Source organism: Kitasatospora sp. NPDC056531 (assembly GCF_042794375.1).
GTDB lineage: Bacteria > Actinomycetota > Actinomycetes > Streptomycetales > Streptomycetaceae > Kitasatospora.
Genome location: NZ_JBHTTU010000018.1, coordinates 88,878 through 110,781, shown reverse-complemented (window position 1 = coordinate 110,781; position 21,904 = coordinate 88,878). Strand labels below are relative to the sequence as shown.

The following is a 21,904-nucleotide window of genomic DNA, read 5'->3' as shown; positions in this document are numbered from 1 at the left end:
GCGGTGTCTTTGGGGGGGAGTGGCGCTGGGGGGGGCGTGAAGGAGGGGGGAAAGGAAAATGGCGGGGTCGGGGGGGTGCGGACCACCCCCCCCCCCCCCGGCCGTCCGGTCCGGTCCAGTCAAACCAGGAGTTTGTCCTTGGCCTTCTGGTACTCCTCGTCGGAGATGGCGCCCTTGTCCTTCAGGTCCGCCAGCCTCGCCAGGTCATCGACATGGCTGCGGCCGCCGCCCTCCGGTGGTGTTCCGCCGACCGCCGCGTCCCGGATGTAGGCCTTGAACGAGGCTTCGGCCTGCTCGGCCTGGGCGACATCCCGCTTCCCCATGCCCGCGCCGCGCGCGATGAGGTAGGCCAGGACGCCGATCAACGGCAGGATGATCACCAAGACCAGCCAGCCCGCCTTGCCCCAGCCGCTCAGATCGTGGCTGCGGAAGATGTCCGTGATGATCTTGAACAGCAGGAAGAACCAGAGCACCCAGAGGAAGAGCTCCAGCATCGTCCAGAAGATGTTGAGCACCGGGTAGTCCAGGGCCAGCAGCTTGTTGTCCATAATCACGTGTTATCACCGCGAAACGGACAGTGCTCTCCGATGTTGGGCCGTTCCGGTGGTCTTCGGGTCCGGCGGGAATACCTCAGCCCCGTCCGGCCCGCTCGCGCAGCTCCACCGCGAGCCCGATCAGCTCGCCCCACCACGCGTCGTGCCCGGTGAGCAGCAGTTGCTGCGCCTCGGCGGGCGGGAGGGCCCGGACCTCGACCACCTGCTCGCCGTCCGCCGGATTGGTCGGCGTGGAGTCCAGCGCGACCTCGGCCCAGCCCCACAGCCAGGCCTTCTCCGGGTGCGGCTGCCACGGCCGGTACGGCACCGGGTCGTCGGTGCGGCAGCGGTGCGCGCCCAGCCAGGCCGGCTCGCCGAGCAGCCGGGCGCCGGCCTCCTCGCGCAGCTCGCGCACCAGGCAGGCGTCGACGGACTCGTCCTGCTCCCGGGTGCCGCCGGGCAGGAACCAGTGGTCCCGGTCGTCCCGGCACAGCACCACGCCGCCGTCGGCGAAACCGACCAGGTGGATGTTGGTGACCAGATCGTCCGGCGGCAGCACGGTGGAGAACTGCGCGTCGTAGCGGCCCCAGGCCCAGTACTGCGGCGCGTGCAGCGCGGGGAACAGGGCGGCGAGTTCGGCGGCTCTGGCGGCGGTGTCGGTGCGGTCCGTGGTGTCGGTCATTTGGTGATCGTAGTGCCGGTCGGGAAACGGTGGGGGACGCTCTGGTGGACGAGGGAGATGTCGGAGGCGGAAACGGCGCGCGGCCGGCGGCGCGCGGGATCGGCCTGGTCGCCGACCCAACTTCCGAGCGACATCTCGGCGGTGATGCCCGGTCCGAAACCGGCGATCAGCCCCGGCGTGCCCTCGGGTACGCCGCCGTCGGCGAACAGCCGGGCGAGGGCGTCGAAGACGACGGCGCTGGCGATGTTGCCGCGCTCGGTGAGCGTGGCCCGGCTGTAACGGAAGGTCGCTGGCTCCAGGTTGAGGAAGTGGCAGAGGTCGTCCAGGATGCGCGGGCCGCCCGCGTGCACGATGTAGAAGCCCAGCCCGGAGACGTCCCAGCCGTGCTGTCCGGCCAGGCCGCGCAGCGCGGGAGCGAGCATCTCCATGGTGCCGGGCACCCGCCTGTCCAGCTGGAAGTGGAAGCCGGTGTCCTTGACCCCGTACGAGATCCAGTTCTCGGTGTCCGGGACGAGGTGCGAGCCGTTGCGCTCGATGTGCACCCCGCTGCCGCCCTGCCCGCGCATCACCACGGCGGCGATCGCGTCGCCGAACAGGCCGTTGGAGAGCAGCGAGCCGACGCCGAGGTCGGTCGGCTGGTAGCAGAGCGAGCAGAACTCGCAGGCGACGATCAGCACGTTGGCGCCCGGGTAGGCGCGGCAGAAGTCGTGCGCCCGGTTGACGGCGGCGCCGCCGGCCGCGCAGCCGAGCTGGGCGATCGGCACCTGGCGGGTGTCGGAGCGGAACCCCATGGTGTTGATCAGCCAGGCGGTCATCGACGGCATCATGAAGCCGGTGCAGGACACGTAGATGATCAGGTCGATGTCCTGGGTGCCCAACTCGGCGTGGCGCAGGGCGCGTTCGACCACCTCGGGGACGCGGGCCTTGGCCTCCCGCTCGTACACCCGGTTGCGGGCGGTGAAGCCCGGGTGGGTGAGGGTCTGCTCGATCGGCTGGACCAGGTGCCGGGTGCGCACCCCGGTGTTCTCGATCAGCCGCAGGGCCAGGCCGAGTTGGGGGTGGTCGGCGTGCAGGGAGCGGGCCAGGTCGAGGGTCTCGTCGAGGGTGATGACGTGTTCGGGTACGGCGATGGCGGGGCGGCAGAGTGTTGCCATGGTGTGGGTCTCCCCAGTGCTGCGGGAACGGTGTGGTGGGGAGGGGCTACCAGGCGACGGGCAGTGTCTGCGGGAAGCGCCAGATCGAGCCGGAGTTCCAGTCGAGTTCGGACGGGCCGACGGCCAGCCGCAGCTTGGGGAAGCGCCGCAGCAGGGTGCCGATGGCGACCTGGAGTTCCATCAGCGCCAGGTGCGAGCCGAGGCAGCGGTGCTGGCCGTGGCCGAAAGCCATGTTGACGGGCTCGGCGGTGCGGTCGAAGTCCAGTTCGTCGGGGCGCTCGTACATCGCGGGGTCCCGGTTGGCGGTCAGGTAGGAGACGTGCACGGCCTCGCCGACCCGGATCAGTACCCCGCCCAACTCGATGTCCTCGGTGGCGACCCGGGCGATGCCCACGCCCTGGCGGAACGGGATGAAGCGCAGCAGCTCCTCCAGGGCGCGCGGCAGCATGTCCGGCTGGGCGCGCAGCTTGGCGAGCTGCTCGGGGTGGGTGAGCAGGGTGTAGGTGATGTTGCCGAGCTGGTAGGTGCTGGTGTCGTGGCCGGTGACCAGCAGGACCATCGCCATGACGGCCAGCTCGTCCGCGTCCAGCAGGTCCTCGCCGTCGCGGGCGGTGGCGAGCGCGCTGATCAGGTCCTCGCCGGGGTCGGCGCGGCGCTCGGCGGTGAGCCCGGTGAAGTAGGCGCGCAGGCCGGCCTTGGCCTCCTCCTGCCCCTCGCGGCTGCCCGGACCCATCCGCATCATCGCGACGGCCCAGGCGCGCAGTTGGTCGCGGTCCCGCTCCGGGATCTCCAGCACCTCGCAGATGGTGGTGAGCGGGAGCCGGCTGGAGAGGAAGTGCATCAGGTCGGCCGGGGCGCCGTGCTCCTCCATCTCGTCGAAGTAGCCGTCGACGATCCGCTGGGTGGCCGGGCGCATCCGCTCGACCTGGCGGTTGGTGAAGCCCTGGGCGACCAGGCGGCGCAGCCGGTTGTGGGCGGGCGGGTCCATCAGGTTGATCGCCTCGGCCTGGGCGATCGCGGCGGGCGTCATCCGCGGCAGGTCGCGGCCGATGCCGGCGGCGCGGCTGAAGCGGCGGTCGGTGGTGACCACCTTGACGTCCTCGTAGCGGGTGGCCAGCCAGGCCTCGCCCTCGCCGTGCGGCAGGCGGATCCTCGCGATCGGGGCCTCGGTGAGCAACCGCTTGAGGAGGGGGTCGAACTCCAGGCCGTCGGTGTGGTGGAAGGGGCAGTCCCACACGGGGGCGGTGGTGGTCACGGGCCTGTCCAATTGTCTTCGTCATGCCGGGGTGATGCCGACCCGAACGGTTCGTCACGGTTCGGGCCTGGACAAGCAGATGTTCTCCCATGGACTGGCAAAAATGTGGATCCGTCGAACTGTTCCCCCTATCGAGTGAGATGGATGATTGTCATGCGAATTATCCCGGTGGATAAGAAAGTTGACGGTCAGTCCGCGTCGCCGGGTGCGACCAGGCCGGTCTCGTAGGCGAGCACCACCGCCTGGGCCCGGTCGCGCAGGTTCAACTTGGCGAAGATCCGGGCGACGTGCGTCTTGACCGTCGACTCGCTCAGGGTCAGCTCGGTCGCCAACTCGGTGTTGGACAGGCCACGTCCGAGCAGGCCGAGCACCTCCACCTCGCGCGGGGTGAGCGGCGCGAGGTCGCGGTGCAGCCGGGGCGAGTCCGCGCCGCGGGCGGCGGGGTGCGGGGCGCCGGCCGCGAAGCGCTCCACCAGGCGGCGGGTGATCGAGGGGGCGAGCAGGGCGTCGCCGGTGTCCACCAGTCGTACGGCGGCGGCGAGATGGGCCGAGGTGACGTCCTTGAGCAGGAAGCCGCTGGCCCCGGCGGACAGCGCGGCGTAGACGTAGTGGTCGAGGTCGAAGGTGGTCAGCATGATCACCCGGCACTCGGGGGCCTGGGCCAGGATGCGGCGGGCGGCCTCCAGGCCGTCCATGACGGGCATCCGGATGTCCAGCAGGGCCACGTCGGGCCGGTGGTGCACGGCGGCGGCCACCGCCTCGGCGCCGTCGGAGGCCTCGGCGACCACGTCGATGCCGCGCGCGGTGAGGATCATCCGGAAGCCGGTGCGGACCAGCTCCTGATCGTCGGCGATCACCACCCGGGGGCGGCGCTGCTCGGTCTCTTCCACGGTCCCCTCCGTCACGGCCGGTCCAGCGGGATTCGGGCGCGCACCCGGAAGCCGCCGCCGAGCCGGCGCCGGGCGTCCAGGTCCCCGCCGTACACCGTGACCCGCTCGCGCAGGCCGATCAGCCCGCGCCCGGCGCCGTCCGCCTGCTTCGGTGCGGGGGTGGGCGCGCCGGAGAGCACGCTCGGCCCGCTGTTCAGCACCTCCACCCGCAGGTAGTGGTCCGCGTACCGCACCGTCACCTCGGCCGTCACCCCGTCCCCGTGCTTGAGCGCGTTGGTCAGCGCCTCCTGGATGATCCGGTACGCCGTCACGTCGATGCCGCCGGGCAGCGGCCTCGGCTCACCGGAGATCCGGACCTCCACCGGCAGCCCGGCGAAGGCGAACCGGTCGATCAGCGGGCTCAGTTTGGTCAGGCTCGGCTGCGGCGCGAAGTCCTCCGGCTCCGGCTCCTCGCTGCCGTCCGCGGCCGGGGCGAGCAGGCCCAGCAGGTGCCGCAGCTCGGTCATCGTGTCCCGCCCGGCCGCCTCGACCGCGCCCATCGCCGCCGCCGCCTCCTCCGGCATGGTGGCCAGCACCTCGCGCGCGGCGCCGGCCTGGACCACCATCAGGCTCACGTTGTGACTCACGATGTCGTGCAACTCGGCCGCGATCCGCGCCCGTTCGGCGTCCACGGCAGCGCTGGCGGCGCTCTCGCGCTCCCGTTCCAGCAGCCAGCCGCGCTCGCCGATGGCCTCCCGGTACAGCCGCCGCGCCCGTACCAGCGCGACGCCCAGCCAGCCGGCGCCCGCGCACGCCCCGGCCGCCACCCCGACCGCCGTCCAGTCCAATCCCGTTCCCCACACGACGTCAGCTTCCCAGGTCAGCGCTTGATCGACATCATCCGGGGGTGCCGCCCCCGTACATCCCCGGTACTACGGCGGCCTGTGGTTACACCTGGGGTGGGACGCCCGGCCCGGGCCGCCGCGCCTACCGTCGTCGACCATGAGCAACGACCACGACGGGACCACCCGGCCCGACGACGCGCAGTTCGTCGTCGAGCTGTCCGGGGTGCACAAGGAGTTCGGCGACGCCAAGGCGCTCGACGGCGTCGACCTGCGGATCCGGGCGGGCGAGGCGGTCGCCGTGATGGGCCCTTCGGGGTGCGGCAAGTCCACCCTGCTGAACATGGTGGCCGGGCTGGACCGGCCCAGCTCCGGCACCGTCCGGGTGCAGGGGCAGGACCTCGGCGGGCTGAACGAGAACGGGCTGGCCCTGTTCCGCCGCCGCCACATCGGCATGATCTTCCAGTTCTTCAACCTGATCGACGACCTGCCGGCACTCGACAACGTCGCCCTGGCCGCCCAGCTGACCGGCACCAGCGCCAAGCAGGCGCGCCGCCGGGCGCTTGAGCTGCTGGATGAACTCGGCGTCGCCCATCGCAAGGACGTGTACCCGGCCTCGCTCAGCGGCGGCGAGCGCCAGCGGGTCGCGGTGGCCCGCGCACTGATGAACCGCCCGGCGCTGCTGCTGGCCGACGAGCCGACCGGCGCGCTGGACAGCCGCTCGGGCGAGCAGGTGATGGACCTGCTGATCGACCTCAACCAGATCGGACAGACCCTGCTGATCGTCACCCACGACCCCAACCTGGCCACCCGCTGCGCCAGCCGGCTGGTCGAGGTCGCGGACGGCAAGGTGGCGCGCGAGCGGATGCTGGAGGCGTCGTCGTGAACGGAGGAGCCGTCTGGCGCGCCTCGCGGGCGGCCGTGAAGCGCCGCCGGGTGCAGACCATCGTGATCGGCCTGGTCGTCTTCTGCTCCACCGCGACCGTGCTGCTCGCGCTGGCGGTGATCAGTGCCGCCCGGGCCCCCTTCGACGCCGCCTTCGAGGCCGAGCGCGGCGCGCACGTCAGCGCCCTCTTCGACCCGGTCAAGGCCTCGGCGGAGCAACTGGCCGCCACCGCCCACCGACCGGGCGTCGAGGCGGCCGCCGGGCCCTTCGACCAGGCCGTGGTGACCATCCCCGCCGACTGGGTCGGCCACGCGCCGGGCCCGCTGACCCTGGTCGGCCGGCCCGACCCGGCGGCCGCGCCGGTGGACCGGGTGCGCGTGCTCGCCGGCCGGTGGGCCACCGCGCCCGGCGAGGTGGTCATCAACACGGCGGGGAACGGCGCAGCGGCGTACCTCGGCACGCCGCTCACCACCAGCACCGGGGTGAAGCTCACCATCGTCGGCTTCGCGAGCGGCATGAGCCAGTCCTCCGGCGGCTGGGTCACCCCCGAGCAGGCGGCCGCCCTGCACCCCACCGGTCGGCAGATGCTCTACCGCTTCACCGACGCGGCCACCGAGCAGCAGCTCACCGCCTCGCTCGCCAACGCCACCGAGGGTCTGCCCAAGGACGCCGTCACCAGCGGGCAGTCCTGGTTGGTCCTCAAGCAGGCCTTCTCGGCCGGCGCCGACGCCTACCTGCCGCTGATGACGGTCTTCGGCGTGCTCGGCCTGATCGTCGCCGCGCTGATCGTCGGCAACGTGGTGAGCGGCGCGGTGGTCTCCGGCTACCGGCACATCGGGGTGCTCAAGTCGATCGGCTTCACCCCGCGCCAGGTGGTCACGGTCTACCTGACCATGGTTTCGGTGCCCGCCGTCGTCGGCACCGTCCTCGGGACGGTGGCCGGCTGGGTGGCCTCCTACCCGATCCTCCAGACCGCCTTCTCCGGGATCACGACCGGCACCGCCGTGATCGAGCCGGCCGGCTGGCTGCCCGTCGCCACCCTGATCAGCGTCCCGCTGCTGGTCGCCCTCGCCGCGCTCGTCCCCGCCTCGCGCGCCCGCCGGCTCTCCGCCGCCCAGGCCATCTCGGCCGGCAGCGCGCCGCGCACCGGGCGCGGGCTCAAGGTCCAGCGCTGGCTGAGCGGCACCCGGCTGCCGCGTGCCATCAGCCTCGGCCTCGGCCAGCCCTTCGCCCGCCCGGCCCGCACCGCGCTGACCATGGCGGCGATCGTGCTCGGCGTGGTCACCGTGACCGTGACGACCGGGGTGAGCAGCACCCTGGCCAAGACCATGGGGGTCTCGTCCGACCACAAGACCCACATCGACGTGAAGACCGGTGCCTTCTCGGAGAACAAGATCGCGCCCCGGCTGACCCCGGAGCAGACCGAGGCGATGCTGCACTCCACCCCCGGCGCCGAGCGGGTCTCCGTTCGCGGACTGGTCCGGGTCGGCATCGTCGGCCAGCCCCAGCTGGTCTTCGGCAACTTCTACGGCGGTGACGACATGGTCGACCACCGGCGGCTCGACGTGGTCAAGGGCCGCCAGGCGACCGGGCTGAACGAGATCGAGGCCGGGCCGGCCTTCCTCGACCAGCACGGGCTCAAGCTCGGTGACCGGGTCACCCTGGTCCTCGACGGTCGGCAGACCACCGTCACCATCGTCGGGAAGGAGGTCCAGGGCAACGCCAACGCGATCTCCTCCAACGCCGCCACCGCGGCCCTGCTCACCCCCGACCCGCACGTGGTCGAGTACGACGTGCGGCTCGCCGACGGCACCGACGCCGCGGCCTACCAGAAGGCGGTCACGGCCGCCGACCCGAGCCTCTCGCCCTCGATCGTCACGCCGGGCACGGACGGATCCGTGGTCGCGATCCAGACCTTCAGCACGACCTTCACCGTCCTGCTGTCGGTGGTCGCCGCACTCGGCGTCTTCAACACCCTGCTGCTCACCATCCGTGAGCGCCGCCGCGACCTCGGCATGCTGAAGTCGATCGGGATGACGCCCCGGCAGGTCATCGCGATGACGATCACCTCGGTGGCCTGGCAGGGCGTGGCCAGCGGGATCATCGGCATCCCGGTCGGCATCCTGGCGCACCGGCTGCTCATCGAGAACGTCGCGATCATCGACTTCCCCGAGTCGACGATCGACGTCTGGGGCGCCCCGCTGCTCACCGGCCTCGCCCTGGCGGGCGTCGTGATCGCCGTCCTCGGCGCGCTCGTCCCGGCCCGCTCGGCGGCCCGGCTGACGATCGCGGAGGTGCTGCACAACGAGTGACGTCCGGCAGCAGGGGGACGGCCGGGCGGGGAACCGCCCGGCCGTCCTTCGCGTCCCAACTCCCGTTGCTGTCAATGGAAACGTGGGAGTTGAGTGTTCGCCAGCCGTTCACGTCCGGGCCATCGGGCGCTCGCCACGCTCGGTGGCGTCGTGCTGTTCCGGCTCGGGCACAAGCCTGCCGCTGCCCGTCGTCGACCCGGCGGTCCTCCGCCGGGTCGCGGACCGCTGAAGCGCGCCGGGGCGTTCGTCCCCGGCGTCCGGGCCGGCCGGCCGACCGCCGAATACCTGGCCTACCTGCGCGGACGGCTCGCCGTCGTGGAGGTGCTCGGCACCGGCCTGGTCGCCGTGCTGCCCACGCCCGCCCTGACCGCCGTCGGCGCGGCCGACGGGTACGGCTTCAGCGGCGCGAGCCTGCTGGTGGCGGCCGGTACGGCGCTCGGTGCGGTCGGACCGCTGATGCGGGACGTCCAGCAGACGGCGGTGCTCCGGCGGTACGCCAGGTAGCTGATGCCGCGTCAGCCGTGACCGTCGGAGCGCCTATCATCGCGCCATGGCCACCGCTGAGCTGATCCGCATCGTCTCCCGCTCCTCGCCCATGGCGCTCGCCCAGGTCGACCGGGTCCGCACCGAACTCGCCGCCCTGCACCCGGGGCTGCGCACCGAGGTGGTGCCGGTCACCACCTCCGGCGACCGCTGGACCGGGGACCTCGCCCAGTTGGGCGGCAAGGGCGCCTTCACCAAGGAGGTCGACGCCGCACTGCTCGCCGGGGAGGCCGACGTCGCCGTGCACTGCCTCAAGGACGTGCCCGCCGACCGCCCGCTGCCCGCCGGCACCGTCTTCGCCGCCTACCTGCGCCGCGACGACATCCGCGACGCGCTGGTCCACCCCGGCGGCCTGACCCTGGCCCAACTCCCGCCCGGCACCAAGATCGGCACCTCCTCCGTCCGCCGCATCGCCCAACTCGCCGCCTCCCACCCGCACCTGGAGTGCGTTCCGATCCGCGGCAACGCCAACAGCCGGCTCGCCAAGCTGGCGGCGGGGGACGTGGACGCACTGCTGCTCGCCGTCTCCGGCCTGGAGCGGATCGGCGAGCCGGAGCGGATCACCGAGGTCCTCGGCGTCGAGGAGATGTGCCCGCCGATCGGCGCGGGCATCCTCGTCCTGCAGTGCCGCGAGGACGACACCGCGACCATCGAGGCCGTCACCGGCCTCGGCCACCACGACACCTGGCGCGAGGCCGCGGCCGAACGGATGTTCCTGCACGTGCTGCAGGGCCACTGCAACAGCCCGATCTCCGGCTACGCCAAGGCCGAGGCGGACGGCCGGCTCTCGCTGCGCGGCCGGGTATTCACCCCGGACGGCAAGCGGGTGCTGGACGCCCACGAGTGGGCCGGCGCGCTCAGCCCGGAGGACCTCGGCACCTCGGTGGCCCTGGCGCTCAAGCGGCAGGGGGCGCAGGAGCTGATCGCCTCGATCCCGCACTGAAGCCGCTTCCCGCCCCGAGGCCAGGCTTTACCGTCGCGATCTTTTCCGGCGCGCCCGCTGCTGACATGATCCGGGTTGCACGACGCGAAAGCTGACGTTGAATCGGAGCGTGCGGGACGGGCGCGCCGGGGTGGTGAACCGTTGGCAGTTGAGTTTTGTTGAGTGATCTTTGGTGTTCATGAGTGACTTTGCCGATTTCTGCCGGGGCGTTGTCGAGAAGGTTTCGCTTCGCCTGTTTCGGGCTGCTGGTGCTGCTGGGCGTGCCAGCATGTCCGTGGTCGAAGGATTCGCGAGGGCGGAGGGAGCGGGTGGCGATGTTGCGGCAGATCGCTCGGCCGTTCGTCGCCGACGCAGCCTCGGGTGTGTGCATACGGGACCGACTCAAGGGCCTGACCGCCGAGGACGACGCGGTGCTACGCCTGGTCGGCGGACACCTCGCTTCTCTCGCCTCGCGGGATCTGGCCCGGCGGGTCACCGACGCCCTGGAGCACTCCGCCCAGACATGGGCGGCCCGCAAGCGGGACCTCACCCCGCAGTCGTCGTCGCGCTGGGCCGGGTCCATCACCAAGGCCACGTACGACCAGTGGGGCCTGTCGCGCCGCGCACAATGGCAGCACCTGCGGGGGCTCGCCACGGGGATCGCCGTGATCCGCCACCGCCTCGCCCTTCCGATCGGCGCCAAGGGCACCAAGCGGCAGCCCGGCGGGTACCACTCGCGCCGGGAATGGCACGCCAAGTCCCGGCGCCTGGCGCACCTGGAGCGCGAGTACGCGCGAGTGAAGGCCGACCACGAGGCCGGCCGGGTGACAGTGGTACGCGGCGGCCGCAAACTCCTCAACACTCGCCACAACCTGGACGCAGCGGGGAAGTCGCAGGAGCAGTGGCGTGGGGAGTGGGAAGCCGCCCGCTGGTTCCTCGCCGCTGACGGCGAGTCCGGCAAACGGTACGGGAACGAGACGATCCGCGTAACTCCCGACGGACACGTGTCGATCAGACTTCCGGCTCCCCTTGCCGAACACGCGAACGCCGGGCACGGCCGGTACGTCCTCGCGGCGAAGGTCACGTTCCCGCACCGGGGCGAGGAGTGGCGCGACCGGATCGAAGTGAACCGGGCCGTTGCCTACCGCATCCACCTCGACACCACGTCCGGGCGCTGGTACCTCGACGCCTCGTGGACCCGCAAAGACCTCCCGGCCATCCCACTCGACGCCCTTCGCGCCCAAGGCGTCATCGGGGTCGACACCAACGCCGACCACCTCGCCGCCTGGCACCTGGATGCCCACGGAAACCCGATAGGCGCACCCCGCTGCTTCGACTACGACCTGTCCGGGTCGGCCGACCACCGCGACGCCCAGCTGCGCCACGCGCTCACCCGTCTCCTGCACTGGGCGCGGGCCACGGGCGTGCAGGCCATCGCGATCGAGGACCTCGATTTCACCGACTCCAGGACCCGGGAGAAACACGGCCGCAAGAAGCGGTTCCGGCAGCTGATCTCCGGCATCCCGACCGGCAAGATCCGCGCGCGCCTGCTGTCGATGTGCGCGGAAGCCGGTATCGGCGTGATCGCTGTCGATCCCGCCTACACCAGCATGTGGGGCGCTGAGCACTGGCAAGATCCCCTCACCACCACAAACCGCAAGACCAGCCGACACGCCGCCGCTTCGGTGGCCATCGGCAGACGCGCCCTCGGGCACCGGATCAGGCGTCGGACGGCACCGCCCTGCCAGCACCAGAGCGATGCTGGCAGGCATCGGACCGCCCAGGCCCGACCCGGCACCTGGGGGAGCGAGGGAAACCGCCCCCGCGTACCCGGACCACGGACACGATCCGATGGGACCGGACGTGGCAGGAACGCGGTCGACCAGAACGCCCAAGACCGTTCGGGGCGTTCGGCTGAGCATGGGTCCTGGCAACAGGACTCACTCCCGCTCAGTCTTTAGGAACGGTGGACGTGGAGCCGTTGAGACCCACCGATCCGACGGCGATCGGCGGCCGCTACCGGCTGCTGGCCCGGCTCGGCAGTGGCGGGATGGGGATCGTGTACCTGGGGCGCTCGCCCGGCGGGCGCCTGGTCGCGGTCAAGTGCGTGCACTGGGACCTCGCCACCGACCTGATCGTGCAGTGATTCCGGCCCCGGCGGGCGAGAACCGGGTGGGTGTTCGGGGCGTCCGTTGAGGCGTGATCAGTGTGGTGCTCGGCGGGATGCCGATGTTCTGGCCCGGGCTGCTGCTCTCGCTGGTGCCGGCGGCTCTGCTGAACCGGCCGGTGGGGCGGCTGCTGCGGGCCCACTGGGTGGTGGGCTTCCTGCTGCTGCTCGGACTCGGCGGGGTGGTCGTGGCGACCCTGCTGCCGGAGGCGTTCCGGCTGTCGGAGGACGCCGTGCGGCACTGCACGGTGCGGGGCGGGCGGCCGCGCTCGCCGCACGAACTGCTGCACGTGCGGCACATCGAGCTCAAGCTGGCGACCTACGCCCCGGTGGGCTTCGCCGCCGCCCTGGCCGGGACCAGGCGGCGGGCGGCGGTGGCGCTGCTGGGCGCCGCCGTGCTGCCGTTCGCGGTGTCGGCGCTGCAGTACGCGGTGCCGGCGATCGGGCGGGACTGCGATGTGCAGGACGTCTGGGACGGGCTGCAGGGGGTCGTGCTGGGGGCGGCGCTGGGGCTGGTGCTCGGGCCGGTGGCGCGGACGGTGACCAGGGCCCGGGCGCGCTCGGTGTGAGCTCCCGCCACGGCTTCCCGTCCGCTACGGCTGCTCGTTCGGGAGCAGTGGGAAGAGCCGGGTGACGGCGGCGACCGGGCGGGCGTCGGCGGGGCGGGCGGCCGGGTCGGCCTCGCGGCCGCGGTAGTGGGCGAGGAGTCGGCGGACGGCCTCGCCGACGGCGGTCAGCTCGTCCGGGGTCAGGTAGACGACGGTGCTGAACGCCTCGTCCTGCTGCCAGTCGGCCGGGGCCTCGGCGCGCCGGGCCAGCCAGCGCCGGTAGCTCTCGTCCTCCAGGCCGCGGGCGAGCTCGCCGAACCCGTCGGCGGGTTCCTGCTGTCGGGCCTGGGCGAGACGCCATGGACGGGCCCGGCCGTCCGTCGCCGGCGCCTCCTCGATCAGTCCGTACCGAGCCAGCTGCCGCAGGTGGAACGAGCACAGCCCGGAGCTGTGCCCCAGGCGCGCGGCCGCCTCCGTGGAGGTGAGGGTGCCGCGTTCGGCGAGCAGGTCCAGCAGGGCGGTGCGGACGGCGTGCTCGGGCAGAGCGCCGGTGGGGGTGGCGATGTCTTCCTCAGTCACTTTGCAAAGTCTGCTACTTTGCAAAGTCGCTGACAAGTCGTCATGCGGGAATCGCCTGAGGAGCGCGCCGATGTCCGGCCAGAGTGACCGTCCGACCGTCCTGCGGATCACCGAGGTGGGGGAGCCGATCCTGCACGGCCCCTGTCGCCCCGCCGCCGAACAGGACTTCGGCAGCCCGGAGTTGGCCGGTCTGATCGACTCGATGTTCGCGACCATGTACGTGGCCGACGGCTGCGGGCTAGCCGCCAACCAGGTGGACGTGGACCTGCGCCTGTTCGTCTACGACTGCCCCGACGACGACGGCGTCCGCCACACCGGCCACCTGCTCAACCCGGTGGTCGAGCCCCAGGCCCCCGGACGCCCGCTGATCGAGGACCAGGAGGGCTGCCTCTCCGTCCCCGGCGCGAACACCGGGCTCGCTCGCCCGGCCCGGGCCGTGGTGCACGGATACGACCGGCACGGCCGGGCCCGCACCATCGAGGCCACCGGCTACTTCGCCCGCTGCCTCCAGCACGAGACGGACCACCTCGACGGGCAGCTGTACGTGGACCGGCTCTCGAAGCGCGACCGCAAGGACGTGCTGCGGCAGATGGAGCGGCGGCGGGAGAAGGTGTTCGCGCAGCGCGACAAGCTCGCCGAGCGGCTCGACTGGCGCGGCACGGTGGAGTTCTGCGACGACTCCTGCCGCTGCCGTCGGCTGGACCCGGTGGCACTGGACCGGGCGGGGTCGGGCGCGGACTCGTCGGGCATGGCCTCGTCATGAGCGAGCCCGGGTTCCTGGCCGCCGTCGCCACTCGGCTGGAACGGCCCCGGCCGGAGGGCCCGGACCGGGGGTACATCAGCCTGCTGACGCATACGTAACTGGCTCCGCAGGGGGAGTCGGTTCGGCCGTGCGGTCGAGGTGGGGGCGGGGTGGTCTCGGCGAGGGTGGACACATGCTGAAGAACATCCCGGTCGGTGACACCGAACGCCCCGTCCCCCGTTGGGCCCTGCGCCTCGCCAAGGCCCTCCCGTTCGTCGTCCTGTCGCACTGTCTATGGCGGCTGCCGTTCGCCTTCGACTTCCAGATGGGCATGGTCGACCCGAACCGCCCGGCCTGGGTCTGGTGGGCCACCCCGTACGTGCTGAGCCTGAGCGTGATCACCGAGGCGCTGGCGCTGCTCACCCTGGGGCTGGTGAGCGGCTGGGGCGAGGTGTTCCCGCGCTGGGTGCCGTTCCTGCGGGGGCGCCGGGTGCCGCCGCTCGGGCCGCTCGTCGCGACGGTGCTGGGCGGGCTGGTGCTGTTCGGGCTGTTCGGGCTCCAGCCGCTCGCCTGGATCGGCGTGTTCAACGAGGTCGGGTTCAGCAACGGGTGGTGGGAGGCCCTCTACCGGGTTTGCGTCAGCCCGGCCATGCTCTGGGGGCCGATCACCATCGCGCTGGGCATCTCGTACTACCGCCGCCGCACCCGCACCGCATGAGCCCCCTCCAGTACGCGCAGGAAGTCGGACCCGCCGACTTCCTGCGCTTTCGTGGGTGTCAGTGCGTCCGGAAGTACTCGCCGACCGCGGTGAAGGCCTCCTTCGGGTCCCAGGGGAGGCCGGGGAACCTGCTGCCCGGGCGGTCCTCGTAGACCTTGACGATGCCGTAGCTGGCCAGGTCGAGGTCGGCGCGCGGGTCGCCGTCCGGGCGGTGGACGAAGTCGTAGAGCGCGAAGGTGAACACGAAGGCGGCGTCGATCCCGCCGGCGTCGAAGGCCGCGAGCAGCTCGCGCAGGTACCGGGCCTGGCCGGGCTCGTCGCGCTGGTGGCTGCCGTTGAGGCGCACCGGTCCGTCGGGGCCGTACTCGACGATCTCCAGGCCGAGCGCGCCCCGGTCGCCCGCGCCGCGGTAGGTGGCGGACCCGAACTCGGTGATGGCGACGGGCTTGCCCTGGGCCGTCAGGTCGCGGACGCCGTCGGCGAAGCGGTCGGCGGTCTCGGCGGAGCGGTAGAGGTCGAGGGAGACGACGTCGAAGGGCGTCCAGTCGACACGCTCCAGCGGGACGGCGGCGTAGGTGACCGGGCCCTCGAAGTGTTCGCGGACGGCGGCCACGGCCGTGCGGAGGAAGGCGTTGACCTTGCCGCTCACCGCGCCGATGTGCTCCCGAACCGCCTCCGGCCGGGCGAGCAGGGCGACCCGCTCGTCCGTGGTGTCGCCGGGCAGGAAGCCCGGGTTCATGAGGCTGAGCTCGGCGCCGGCCACGAACACCACCTCGGCCCCGCGCCGCCGCAATCGTTCCGCCCGCCCGGCGCAGTCGGCGAACAGCCGCAGCATCTCCTCGCCGGTCAGCTCCAGCGGGTACGGCGAGAACCAGACCTCCAGGCCGAGGTCGGCCGCGTACCCGGCGGCGAGCTCGATCCGGTCCGCGTCCCCGCCCATGATCCGGACGGCGGTGCAGTGCAGCTCGTCGCGGATGATCCGCAGCTCCCGCTCGACCGTCTCCGGGTCTAACCGCTTGCGTGAGTACGCACCGTCCCTGAGGAAGCCGGTGTCGTAGCTGATTCCCTTGGTGCGCATGGTCTTGTACCTTCCTGGCGAGTAGAGAACTTACGGTACGGCAAGTACCGTAGTTGCCGTTGGCTCGGGATGGCAAGAAGGATGGGGCGGTACGGGCGACAGCGAGGGCGGAGCGTGGGCATGGCCGGGCAGACGCGGCGGCGCGGGGCGGCGCTGGAGGAGGCGATCCTCCAGGCGGCGGTCGCGGAGCTCGCCGAGTCCGGGTTCGCCGGGCTGACCATGGACAAGGTCGCCGCCCGCGCGGGCACCAACAAGAACGCCATCTACCGCCGTTGGCCGAACCGCATCTCCCTCGGCATCGCCGCCTACAAGCAGCTCGCCAAGGCCGCGCCGCTTCCCGACACGGGTGAACTGCGCGGCGACGTCCTGGAGTTGCTGCGCCAGGCGAACCGACACTGGAGCTCCCCGCTCGGCGGGGTGCTGCGCGACCTGCTGGCCGCGGCGGGCGGTGCGGCGGAGGTCCTGGCGCAGCTGCAGGACCAGTCCGGCGACGCGGCGGCCGCGCCCTGGCTCACCGTGCTGGGCCGCGCCGTCGCCCGCGGCGAGGCGGCGCCGGAGGCGCTGCACCCGAGGGTGGCGACGGTGGCGATCGTGCTGCTGCGCAACGAGTTCGTCGTGCGCGGTGTGCCGAGCGCGCCCGACGACGTCCTGGTGGAGATCGTGGACGAGGTCTACCTGCCGCTGGTGCGGCGGCGGAGCGCGCTCGGCTAGACCTCGCTGTTCCCGGCTAGGCCTTGGCGTTCCCGGTGGCGTTCCCGGCGACCAGGGAGTCGGCCAGCCGCTCGGCGACGGCGCCGTCCAACGGGCCGTGCCCGAGCAGGAAGCGGTACCAGAACACCCCGTAGACCTGGTCCACGATCAGGTCCAGGTCGGCGTCCCCGGCCAGTTCGCCGCGCTCGCGTCCCCGGGAGAGGAGCTCGCGCAGCTCGGTCCGGCGGGCGGCGGTGAAGCTCTGCATCAGCTCGGCCAGGTGCGGGTCGCGGGCGGCCTCGCGGGTGAGGGTGCGCAGCGCGGAGGCGGTGGTGCTGTGCTGGGCGGCGTCGAAGGTGCCGGCGATGAAGGCGTGCAGGTCGGTGCGCAGGGCGCCGGTGTCCGGGCCGGGGACGTCCTGGTCGGCGCGGTCGGTGAGGGCGTCGAGCAGGACGGCGCCCTTGGAGGGCCACCAGCGGTAGACGGTCTGCTTACCGACGCCCGCCGCGCGGGCGATCGCGTCGACGGTGACGGGCGTGCCGTCGGACTCGGCGAGCAGGAGCAGCGCGGCGTCCAGGATCGCGCGGTGGGCGGCCTCGTTGCGGCGGCGTCCGGTGTGCGGGCGCGCGGACGGGCTCTGCTCGGCTCGGTGGTTGGTCTCGCTCATCGTGGTGTCCCTTTCTTCCTGCCCGCTTGACAAGACTAGCAGTCTCGGCAAGCATCATTACCGGAACCAGTGGTCTCGACAAGAACTCGACCAAGCCGGAAGGGCCCAGCACCATGAGCACTGCATCGAACCTCTTCGCCGGACAGCGCGTCGTCGTGATGGGCGGCAGCTCCGGCATCGGCGAGGCGGCCGCCACCGCCTTCGCGGCGGACGGCGCCGAGGTCGTGATCACCGGCCGCGACCGCGGGAAGCTGGACGCCGCCGTCACCCGGATCGGCGGCAAGACCACCGGTCAGCAGGTGGACGCGACCGACCCGGCCGCCACCGCGGCCTTCTTCGCCGAACTCGGCGGCGTCGACCACCTGGTGGTCGCGGTCAGCGGCGCGGCCGGCAGCGGCCCGTTCGCCCGGCTCGACCTGGCCGACCTCGCCACCGGCTTCAACGCCAAGTTCTGGCCGCAGGTCCGGGTCCTGCAGTCGGCGCTGCCGCACCTGCGTGAGGACGGCTCGGTCACCCTGATCACCGCCGCCTCCGCCCGCGCCGCCATCCCCGGCACGGCCGGCCTGGCCGCCATCAACGGGGCCCTGGAGGCGATGGTCCCGCCGCTGGCCGTCGAACTCGCCCCGCTGCGGGTCAACGCCGTCTCGCCCGGCGTCGTCGACACCCCGTGGTGGGACCGCGTCCCCGCCGAGCAGCGCACCGCGCTCTTCGACGGCCTCGCTGCCACCACCCCGGTCGGCCGGGTCGGCCGCCCCGAGGACGTCGCCCGGGCGATCCACATGCTGGCGGCGAACACCTTCGTCACCGGCATCGTCCTCGACTGCACCGGCGGGGCCAACCTGCCCACCGGCCGCTGAGCACGCCTGAGCACGCCTGAGCACACCGCGCGGCCCGGCCCGGGAATCGCTCCCGGGCCGGGCCGTTGTCGCAGGTCACCCGTACCCCGACGGCCTCGGCTTCCATGCTCCCTGGGATGGCTGCTACGACACCTGAGCCGTCACCACTCCGCCACCCGGTAGTCCTTGAGGAACACCCCCGACACCGGGTGCCCCGACTCGCCGCGCACGATCGGGTCGTACACCCGGGCCGCGCCGTCCACGATGTCCAGCGGGGTGCGGAAGCCCTGGGCGGCGATCCGGGTCTTCTTCGGGGCCGGGTTCTCGTCGGTGATCCAGCCGGTGTCGACGGCGCACATGTGCACGCCCCGGGTGGCGAGTTCGGCCGCGCTGGTGCGGGTGAGCATGTTGAGCGCGGCCTTGGCCATGTTGGTGTGCGGGTGGCGCGAGGTCTTGTTGCGGACCGCGAACCGGCCCTCCACCGCCGTGACGTTGACGATGTAGCGGGCGGGGTTCGGGGAGGCGAGTAGCAGCGGCAGCAGCCGGTCGCAGAGCAGGGCCGGAGCCAGGGCGTTGACCAGCTGGGTCTCCAGCACCTCCGCCGGATCGAGCGAACCGAGCGTGGCGGACCAGGAGTTGGCGGGCGCGAGGTCGGGAAGCAGTCCGGCCTCGTCGGTGAAGTTCAGCAAGGAGTCGGCCCCTGCGGGGAGTTGGGCCGCGATGGCGGACGGCCGGAATCCGGGCGCATGGGTGATGGCCCGGCGGTCGGCGCCCGGCAGGGCTGCGGACTCGCCCGCCGCCAGCAGGGCGTACGACTCGGGCGGGCGGCGCAGGGTCTGCGCGGCGTTGTTGACCAGGATGTCCAGCGGGCGGCCGTCCGCCAGCAACTCCTCGGCCAGCCCCAGGACTTGGCGTGGGTCGCGGAGGTCGATGCCGACCACGGTCAGCCGCTCCCACCACTGCTCGCTGCCCTCGGCGGCGCGGAAGCGGCGGACGGTGTCCTGCGGGAAGCGGCTGGTGGTGATCAGCTCGGCGCCGTCGCGCAGCAACATCAGCGCGAACTGGAAGCCGATCTTCACCCGCCCGCCGGTGAGCAGCGCGCGGCGTCCGCGCAGGTCGGTGCTGAGGGCCCGGCGGGCGGTGTTGTCGGCCGCGCAGTCCGGGCAGAGCATGTGGTAAAAGCCGTCGACCTGGCGGTAGGCCTGCTTGCAGACGTAGCACTTGCGTGGGATCTGCAGCTCGCCGACCTGCCCTCCCGTGGCCGGTGCGAGCGGCGCGTCCTCGCGACGGTGCCGGCCGCCGGTGGCGGTGGTGGCGAGCAGCTCGGCGTCGGCCTGCCGGACGGCCTGCTTGGCCTCCTGGCGGCGGCGCTTGCGGCTCTCCATGACGAAGGAGCTGAGTTGGCGCTCGGCGTGCAGTCGGGTGCGGTCGTGGGAGGGGAGTGCGCGCAGCCGGCCGAGGGTGTGGCTGAACGCGGCGAGTTCCTCGGGGGTGAGGCCCGCCGCACAGGCGGCTTCGCCGGTCGGAAAGATCGTGTCGAGCTGGTCGTGGTCGTCCCGGACCGTCATGTCCGCCCCCTCGTGCCGTACAGGTTTGAGGGACTGTAATCGACGGTCCGGGACGATGAGATGCCAATTTCTCCGGGCTCGGCCTGCTCAGCCGCAGTCGGACGTCAGCGAGGCGACCCGGCGGCCGTCGAGCTCGTGGTTGCCGAAGCCGACGAGTTCCTGCTCGTCCCCGCCGAAGTTCGGCTTGTCGTTCAGGCGGATGATGCAGCCGAAGTCGTCCGGGAGCGGGTTGCGGGCGGAGCGCGGGAAGATCGGCGGCTCGACGTCGTCCAGCTCGCGCAGTTTGAAGCCGTCCTTCGTGATGTGGGCGTCCTCGTCGAGCAGGATGCGGCCGGTCTGGTGCGGGCCCTCGAAGAGGCAGAGGTGGCCCTTGGGGCAGCGAGCGGCCGCGGGTGCCGCCGGGTCGGCGTGGACGGCGGGGGCGGTCGCGGCGGCGAGGCCGAGGGCGGCGAAGGAGGCGAGGGCGACGCGAAGCAGACGGTGGCGCACGGGGGCTCCCAGCATGAGACGGTGACCGACAGTGCTGTCGGCATCACCGCATGCTAGATGGTTCCCGGACGAACGGACGGCATCATGCGCGGGTTTCGGACATGCGGGAGGACGTGCCGAGGTGCCGGCGGCCCCCGGCCCGCCGGCACCTCGGACACCGGGATCAGCCTGCGTACTGGCTGAAGATCTTCGCGAACTCGTACGGCTGCTGCGGGATGTTGGTGCACTTCGACAGCGAGCCGCCGGTGCAGGCGTTGGCGTCCCGGGTGGCGTCCCAGAAGGCCAGCAGACCCAGGTGGTTCTGCCTGGCGAAGGTCACCAACTGCTGGGTGGCGGCCTGGTTGTAGATCTGGTGGTCGTCGTTCTCGCCGATCATCGGGGTGACCCCGACCATGGCCCACAGCTGGGCGTCGGACTTCGCCGGGTAGAGCGCCTTGAGCTGGCCGAAGAGCGACTGTGCGGCCTGGACGGCGGCGTTGCCGTAGTCGGTGCCGGAGCGGTAGTAGTCCATCGCCATGATGTTGACCAGGTCGAGGTCGACCCCGGCGTCGCGGGCGGACTTGACGATCGCGACGCCCTCGCTGGTCAGGCCCTCGGGCAGGACGGGCAGGGTGAGCGAGACCTTGAGGCCGGGGTGGGCCTGCTGGAGCTTGGCGAGAGCGGCGGAGCGGCGGTCGTTGGAGGCGGTGTCGGCGATCGCCGCGCCCTCGATGTCGTAGTCGACGTAGCGCAGGTTGTAGGCGTTGACGACCGCGTCGTACTCGGCGAACAGCGAGTCCACCGAGCCGCAGGCGGCGGCGAGTTCAGTGCCGCTGGCGCCGCCGAACGAGAGCTTGACGTCGCCGCCGGCCGCGCGCAGCGCGTCGACCTGGTCCTTGGCCCAACCGGTGCGCGGGTCGTAGGCGTTGAACCAGCTGGCCTTGCAGCCGACGCCGGTGACGAAGCCCATGGTGTAGCCCTTGACGCCGCCGGCCTTGGCCATGTCCGGCATGGCCGGGGTGGGCCAGGCGCCCATGTCGATGTACGGGGCGACCGGCAGCGGGACGTTCGGCGGCGGGGTGCTCGGGCCGCCGGTGGGTGTGCCCGTGGGGGTGCCGGTGGGCGTGCCGGTGGTCGGCGGGGTGCTGGGGCTGCCACCGCCGGGGCCGGTGAGGGTGATGTCGTCGGCCAGGTAGGCGCCCTGCCCGTACCAGCCGTGCAGGTAGACGGAGACGCTGGTGGTGTTCGGGCCGGTGGTGAAACTGGTCGACAGCTGCTGCCAGTTGGGGCCGCCGACGGTCCAGGTGGCCGGGTCGGTGACACCACTGCCGGTCACGCCGAGGTAGACGTACTGCCCCTGCACCCAGGCGCCGAGGTTGTACGTGGTGTTGGGTTGGACGCTCACGGTCTGGGAGCACTGCGCGGTGTCGCTCGCGCTCGCCGCCCCCTTGAGCGCGTAGGTCCCGCTGTGCGCGCCGGAGTTGACGACGCTGCCGGTCCCGCCGGAACAGCTCCACGGGTCGAGCGTGCCGCTCTCGAACCCGGCGTTGGCGAGCAGGTTGCCGTCGGCGGCGCCGGCGTTCCCGGCGAGGGCGGCCAGGCCGCCGGCCGCGAGCACGGTGGCGGCGGCGAGGCTCAGCAGTTTGGTCCGGCCGGCCGGCCGGCGGTGCGTGGGGGCGTGCTGGAGCGCGCTGGGCATGGGGGTGCCTCTCGGGACGGTGGGCCGCCCGCGCCGCGAAGGTGGGCAGACGCGGGGCGGGCGGCAGCGTGGGGGCTGGCGCGGTGCGGGGGGAGGGGCGCGGTGCTGAGGATCAAACTGGACTAGACCAGCTGTGCACGTCAAGC

Annotated in this window: 23 protein-coding genes; 11 read left to right on the top strand and 12 right to left on the bottom strand. The window is 72.3% G+C overall.

Translation table 11 applies throughout. The features are described 5' to 3' along the window. Positions 1-119: 119 nt before the first annotated feature. From ACFQ87_RS18380 to ACFQ87_RS18355, 6 genes are all read right to left on the bottom strand, one after another. On the bottom strand, positions 120-548 hold the full coding sequence (locus tag ACFQ87_RS18380) for an SHOCT domain-containing protein (protein WP_380611805.1): 429 nt from the start codon (positions 546-548) through the stop codon (positions 120-122). 82 nt (positions 549-630) lie between these two features. After that, complete coding sequence (locus tag ACFQ87_RS18375; protein ID WP_380611804.1) at positions 631-1,215, bottom strand: NUDIX domain-containing protein; 585 nt, start codon at positions 1,213-1,215, stop codon at positions 631-633. Next, positions 1,212-2,369 carry a type III polyketide synthase gene (locus tag ACFQ87_RS18370; protein ID WP_380611803.1) on the bottom strand — a complete coding sequence of 386 codons (1,158 nt, stop codon included), beginning with the start codon at positions 2,367-2,369 and terminating at the stop codon, positions 1,212-1,214. Before ACFQ87_RS18370 ends, ACFQ87_RS18375 begins: the two co-directional genes overlap by 4 nt. Before the next feature lie 46 nt (positions 2,370-2,415). Further along, positions 2,416-3,624: a cytochrome P450 gene (locus ACFQ87_RS18365; RefSeq protein ID WP_380611802.1), complete on the bottom strand. Its 1,209-nt coding sequence runs from the start codon at positions 3,622-3,624 to the stop codon at positions 2,416-2,418. Between the two features lie 188 nt (positions 3,625-3,812). Further along, positions 3,813-4,514: a response regulator gene (locus tag ACFQ87_RS18360; RefSeq protein WP_380611801.1), complete on the bottom strand. Its 702-nt coding sequence runs from the start codon at positions 4,512-4,514 to the stop codon at positions 3,813-3,815. 11 nt (positions 4,515-4,525) lie between these two features. Continuing rightward, on the bottom strand, positions 4,526-5,356 hold the full coding sequence (locus ACFQ87_RS18355) for a sensor histidine kinase (protein ID WP_380611800.1): 831 nt from the start codon (positions 5,354-5,356) through the stop codon (positions 4,526-4,528). A 139-nt stretch (positions 5,357-5,495) separates the two neighbouring features. Here ACFQ87_RS18355 and ACFQ87_RS18350 point away from each other — a divergent pair, with 139 nt between their 5' ends. From ACFQ87_RS18350 to ACFQ87_RS18320, 7 genes are all read left to right on the top strand, one after another. Beyond that, the gene (locus tag ACFQ87_RS18350) at positions 5,496-6,221 is read left to right on the top strand and encodes an ABC transporter ATP-binding protein (protein WP_380611799.1); all 726 of its coding nucleotides are present in this window, start codon (positions 5,496-5,498) and stop codon (positions 6,219-6,221) included. Further along, complete coding sequence (locus ACFQ87_RS18345; RefSeq protein WP_380611798.1) at positions 6,218-8,533, top strand: ABC transporter permease; 2,316 nt, start codon at positions 6,218-6,220, stop codon at positions 8,531-8,533. Before ACFQ87_RS18350 ends, ACFQ87_RS18345 begins: the two co-directional genes overlap by 4 nt. A 93-nt stretch (positions 8,534-8,626) precedes the next feature. Further along, complete coding sequence (locus tag ACFQ87_RS18340) at positions 8,627-9,037, top strand: hypothetical protein (RefSeq protein ID WP_380611797.1); 411 nt, start codon at positions 8,627-8,629, stop codon at positions 9,035-9,037. Positions 9,038-9,083: 46 nt separating this feature from the next. After that, positions 9,084-10,019 carry a hydroxymethylbilane synthase gene (gene hemC / locus ACFQ87_RS18335; protein ID WP_380611796.1) on the top strand — a complete coding sequence of 312 codons (936 nt, stop codon included), beginning with the start codon at positions 9,084-9,086 and terminating at the stop codon, positions 10,017-10,019. Positions 10,020-10,333: 314 nt separating this feature from the next. Further along, on the top strand, positions 10,334-11,959 hold the full coding sequence (locus ACFQ87_RS18330; RefSeq protein ID WP_380611795.1) for an IS200/IS605 family accessory protein TnpB-related protein: 1,626 nt from the start codon (positions 10,334-10,336) through the stop codon (positions 11,957-11,959). A gap of 11 nt (positions 11,960-11,970) precedes the next feature. Beyond that, entirely contained in the window at positions 11,971-12,144 is a 174-nt protein-coding gene (locus ACFQ87_RS18325; protein ID WP_380611794.1) for a hypothetical protein, read from the top strand. A gap of 53 nt (positions 12,145-12,197) precedes the next feature. Beyond that, positions 12,198-12,734, top strand: a complete 537-nt coding sequence (locus ACFQ87_RS18320; RefSeq protein ID WP_380611793.1) for a hypothetical protein — start codon at positions 12,198-12,200, stop codon at positions 12,732-12,734. 24 nt (positions 12,735-12,758) lie between these two features. Here the strand turns inward: ACFQ87_RS18320 and ACFQ87_RS18315 are convergent, their stop codons facing one another. Beyond that, a complete protein-coding gene (locus ACFQ87_RS18315) occupies positions 12,759-13,292 on the bottom strand; it encodes an ArsR/SmtB family transcription factor (RefSeq protein ID WP_380611792.1) in 534 nt (177 codons plus the stop codon). Between the two features lie 70 nt (positions 13,293-13,362). Here ACFQ87_RS18315 and def point away from each other — a divergent pair, with 70 nt between their 5' ends. Both def and ACFQ87_RS18305 read left to right on the top strand, forming a co-directional pair. Next, complete coding sequence (gene def, locus ACFQ87_RS18310) at positions 13,363-14,055, top strand: peptide deformylase (protein ID WP_380611791.1); 693 nt, start codon at positions 13,363-13,365, stop codon at positions 14,053-14,055. A gap of 172 nt (positions 14,056-14,227) precedes the next feature. Then, positions 14,228-14,752, top strand: coding sequence for a hypothetical protein (locus ACFQ87_RS18305; protein WP_380611790.1), 525 nt, complete (start codon positions 14,228-14,230; stop codon positions 14,750-14,752). A 58-nt stretch (positions 14,753-14,810) separates the two neighbouring features. Here the strand turns inward: ACFQ87_RS18305 and ACFQ87_RS18300 are convergent, their stop codons facing one another. Next, entirely contained in the window at positions 14,811-15,830 is a 1,020-nt protein-coding gene (locus ACFQ87_RS18300; RefSeq protein WP_380611789.1) for a hypothetical protein, read from the bottom strand. A 120-nt stretch (positions 15,831-15,950) separates the two neighbouring features. Between ACFQ87_RS18300 and ACFQ87_RS18295 the strand changes: the two genes are divergently transcribed. Next, entirely contained in the window at positions 15,951-16,541 is a 591-nt protein-coding gene (locus ACFQ87_RS18295; protein ID WP_380611788.1) for a TetR/AcrR family transcriptional regulator, read from the top strand. 16 nt (positions 16,542-16,557) lie between these two features. On the opposite strand, the gene ACFQ87_RS18290 is transcribed toward ACFQ87_RS18295, so the two are convergent. After that, entirely contained in the window at positions 16,558-17,187 is a 630-nt protein-coding gene (locus ACFQ87_RS18290; RefSeq protein WP_380611787.1) for a TetR/AcrR family transcriptional regulator, read from the bottom strand. 113 nt (positions 17,188-17,300) lie between these two features. Between ACFQ87_RS18290 and ACFQ87_RS18285 the strand changes: the two genes are divergently transcribed. After that, on the top strand, positions 17,301-18,044 hold the full coding sequence (locus ACFQ87_RS18285) for an SDR family oxidoreductase (RefSeq protein ID WP_380611786.1): 744 nt from the start codon (positions 17,301-17,303) through the stop codon (positions 18,042-18,044). Between the two features lie 140 nt (positions 18,045-18,184). Here ACFQ87_RS18285 and ACFQ87_RS18280 read toward each other — a convergent pair whose 3' ends face one another. The 3 genes from ACFQ87_RS18280 to ACFQ87_RS18270 all read right to left on the bottom strand — a co-directional run bounded on the left by ACFQ87_RS18280 (position 18,185) and on the right by ACFQ87_RS18270 (position 21,758). Continuing rightward, a complete protein-coding gene (locus ACFQ87_RS18280) occupies positions 18,185-19,591 on the bottom strand; it encodes an SDR family oxidoreductase (protein WP_380611785.1) in 1,407 nt (468 codons plus the stop codon). Positions 19,592-19,678: 87 nt separating this feature from the next. Continuing rightward, on the bottom strand, positions 19,679-20,080 hold the full coding sequence (locus ACFQ87_RS18275) for a peptidase inhibitor family I36 protein (RefSeq protein WP_380611784.1): 402 nt from the start codon (positions 20,078-20,080) through the stop codon (positions 19,679-19,681). Positions 20,081-20,243: 163 nt separating this feature from the next. Then, positions 20,244-21,758 carry a carbohydrate binding domain-containing protein gene (locus ACFQ87_RS18270; protein WP_380611783.1) on the bottom strand — a complete coding sequence of 505 codons (1,515 nt, stop codon included), beginning with the start codon at positions 21,756-21,758 and terminating at the stop codon, positions 20,244-20,246. Positions 21,759-21,904: the final 146 nt, after the last annotated feature.

What these genes read in the sequence shown, in the direction of transcription:
- ACFQ87_RS18380 (WP_380611805.1), bottom strand. Translation starts at nt 548, where the DNA reads ATGGACAACAAGCTGCTGGCCCTGGACTACCCGGTGCTCAACATCTTC.
- ACFQ87_RS18375 (WP_380611804.1), bottom strand. Translation starts at nt 1,215, where the DNA reads ATGACCGACACCACGGACCGCACCGACACCGCCGCCAGAGCCGCCGAA.
- ACFQ87_RS18370 (WP_380611803.1), bottom strand. Translation starts at nt 2,369, where the DNA reads ATGGCAACACTCTGCCGCCCCGCCATCGCCGTACCCGAACACGTCATC.
- ACFQ87_RS18350 (WP_380611799.1), top strand. Translation starts at nt 5,496, where the DNA reads ATGAGCAACGACCACGACGGGACCACCCGGCCCGACGACGCGCAGTTC.
- hemC (WP_380611796.1), top strand. Translation starts at nt 9,084, where the DNA reads ATGGCCACCGCTGAGCTGATCCGCATCGTCTCCCGCTCCTCGCCCATG.
- ACFQ87_RS18330 (WP_380611795.1), top strand. Translation starts at nt 10,334, where the DNA reads ATGTTGCGGCAGATCGCTCGGCCGTTCGTCGCCGACGCAGCCTCGGGT.
- def (WP_380611791.1), top strand. Translation starts at nt 13,363, where the DNA reads ATGTCCGGCCAGAGTGACCGTCCGACCGTCCTGCGGATCACCGAGGTG.
- ACFQ87_RS18305 (WP_380611790.1), top strand. Translation starts at nt 14,228, where the DNA reads ATGCTGAAGAACATCCCGGTCGGTGACACCGAACGCCCCGTCCCCCGT.
- ACFQ87_RS18300 (WP_380611789.1), bottom strand. Translation starts at nt 15,830, where the DNA reads ATGCGCACCAAGGGAATCAGCTACGACACCGGCTTCCTCAGGGACGGT.
- ACFQ87_RS18295 (WP_380611788.1), top strand. Translation starts at nt 15,951, where the DNA reads ATGGCCGGGCAGACGCGGCGGCGCGGGGCGGCGCTGGAGGAGGCGATC.
- ACFQ87_RS18290 (WP_380611787.1), bottom strand. Translation starts at nt 17,187, where the DNA reads ATGAGCGAGACCAACCACCGAGCCGAGCAGAGCCCGTCCGCGCGCCCG.
- ACFQ87_RS18285 (WP_380611786.1), top strand. Translation starts at nt 17,301, where the DNA reads ATGAGCACTGCATCGAACCTCTTCGCCGGACAGCGCGTCGTCGTGATG.
- ACFQ87_RS18280 (WP_380611785.1), bottom strand. Translation starts at nt 19,591, where the DNA reads ATGACGGTCCGGGACGACCACGACCAGCTCGACACGATCTTTCCGACC.
- ACFQ87_RS18270 (WP_380611783.1), bottom strand. Translation starts at nt 21,758, where the DNA reads ATGCCCAGCGCGCTCCAGCACGCCCCCACGCACCGCCGGCCGGCCGGC.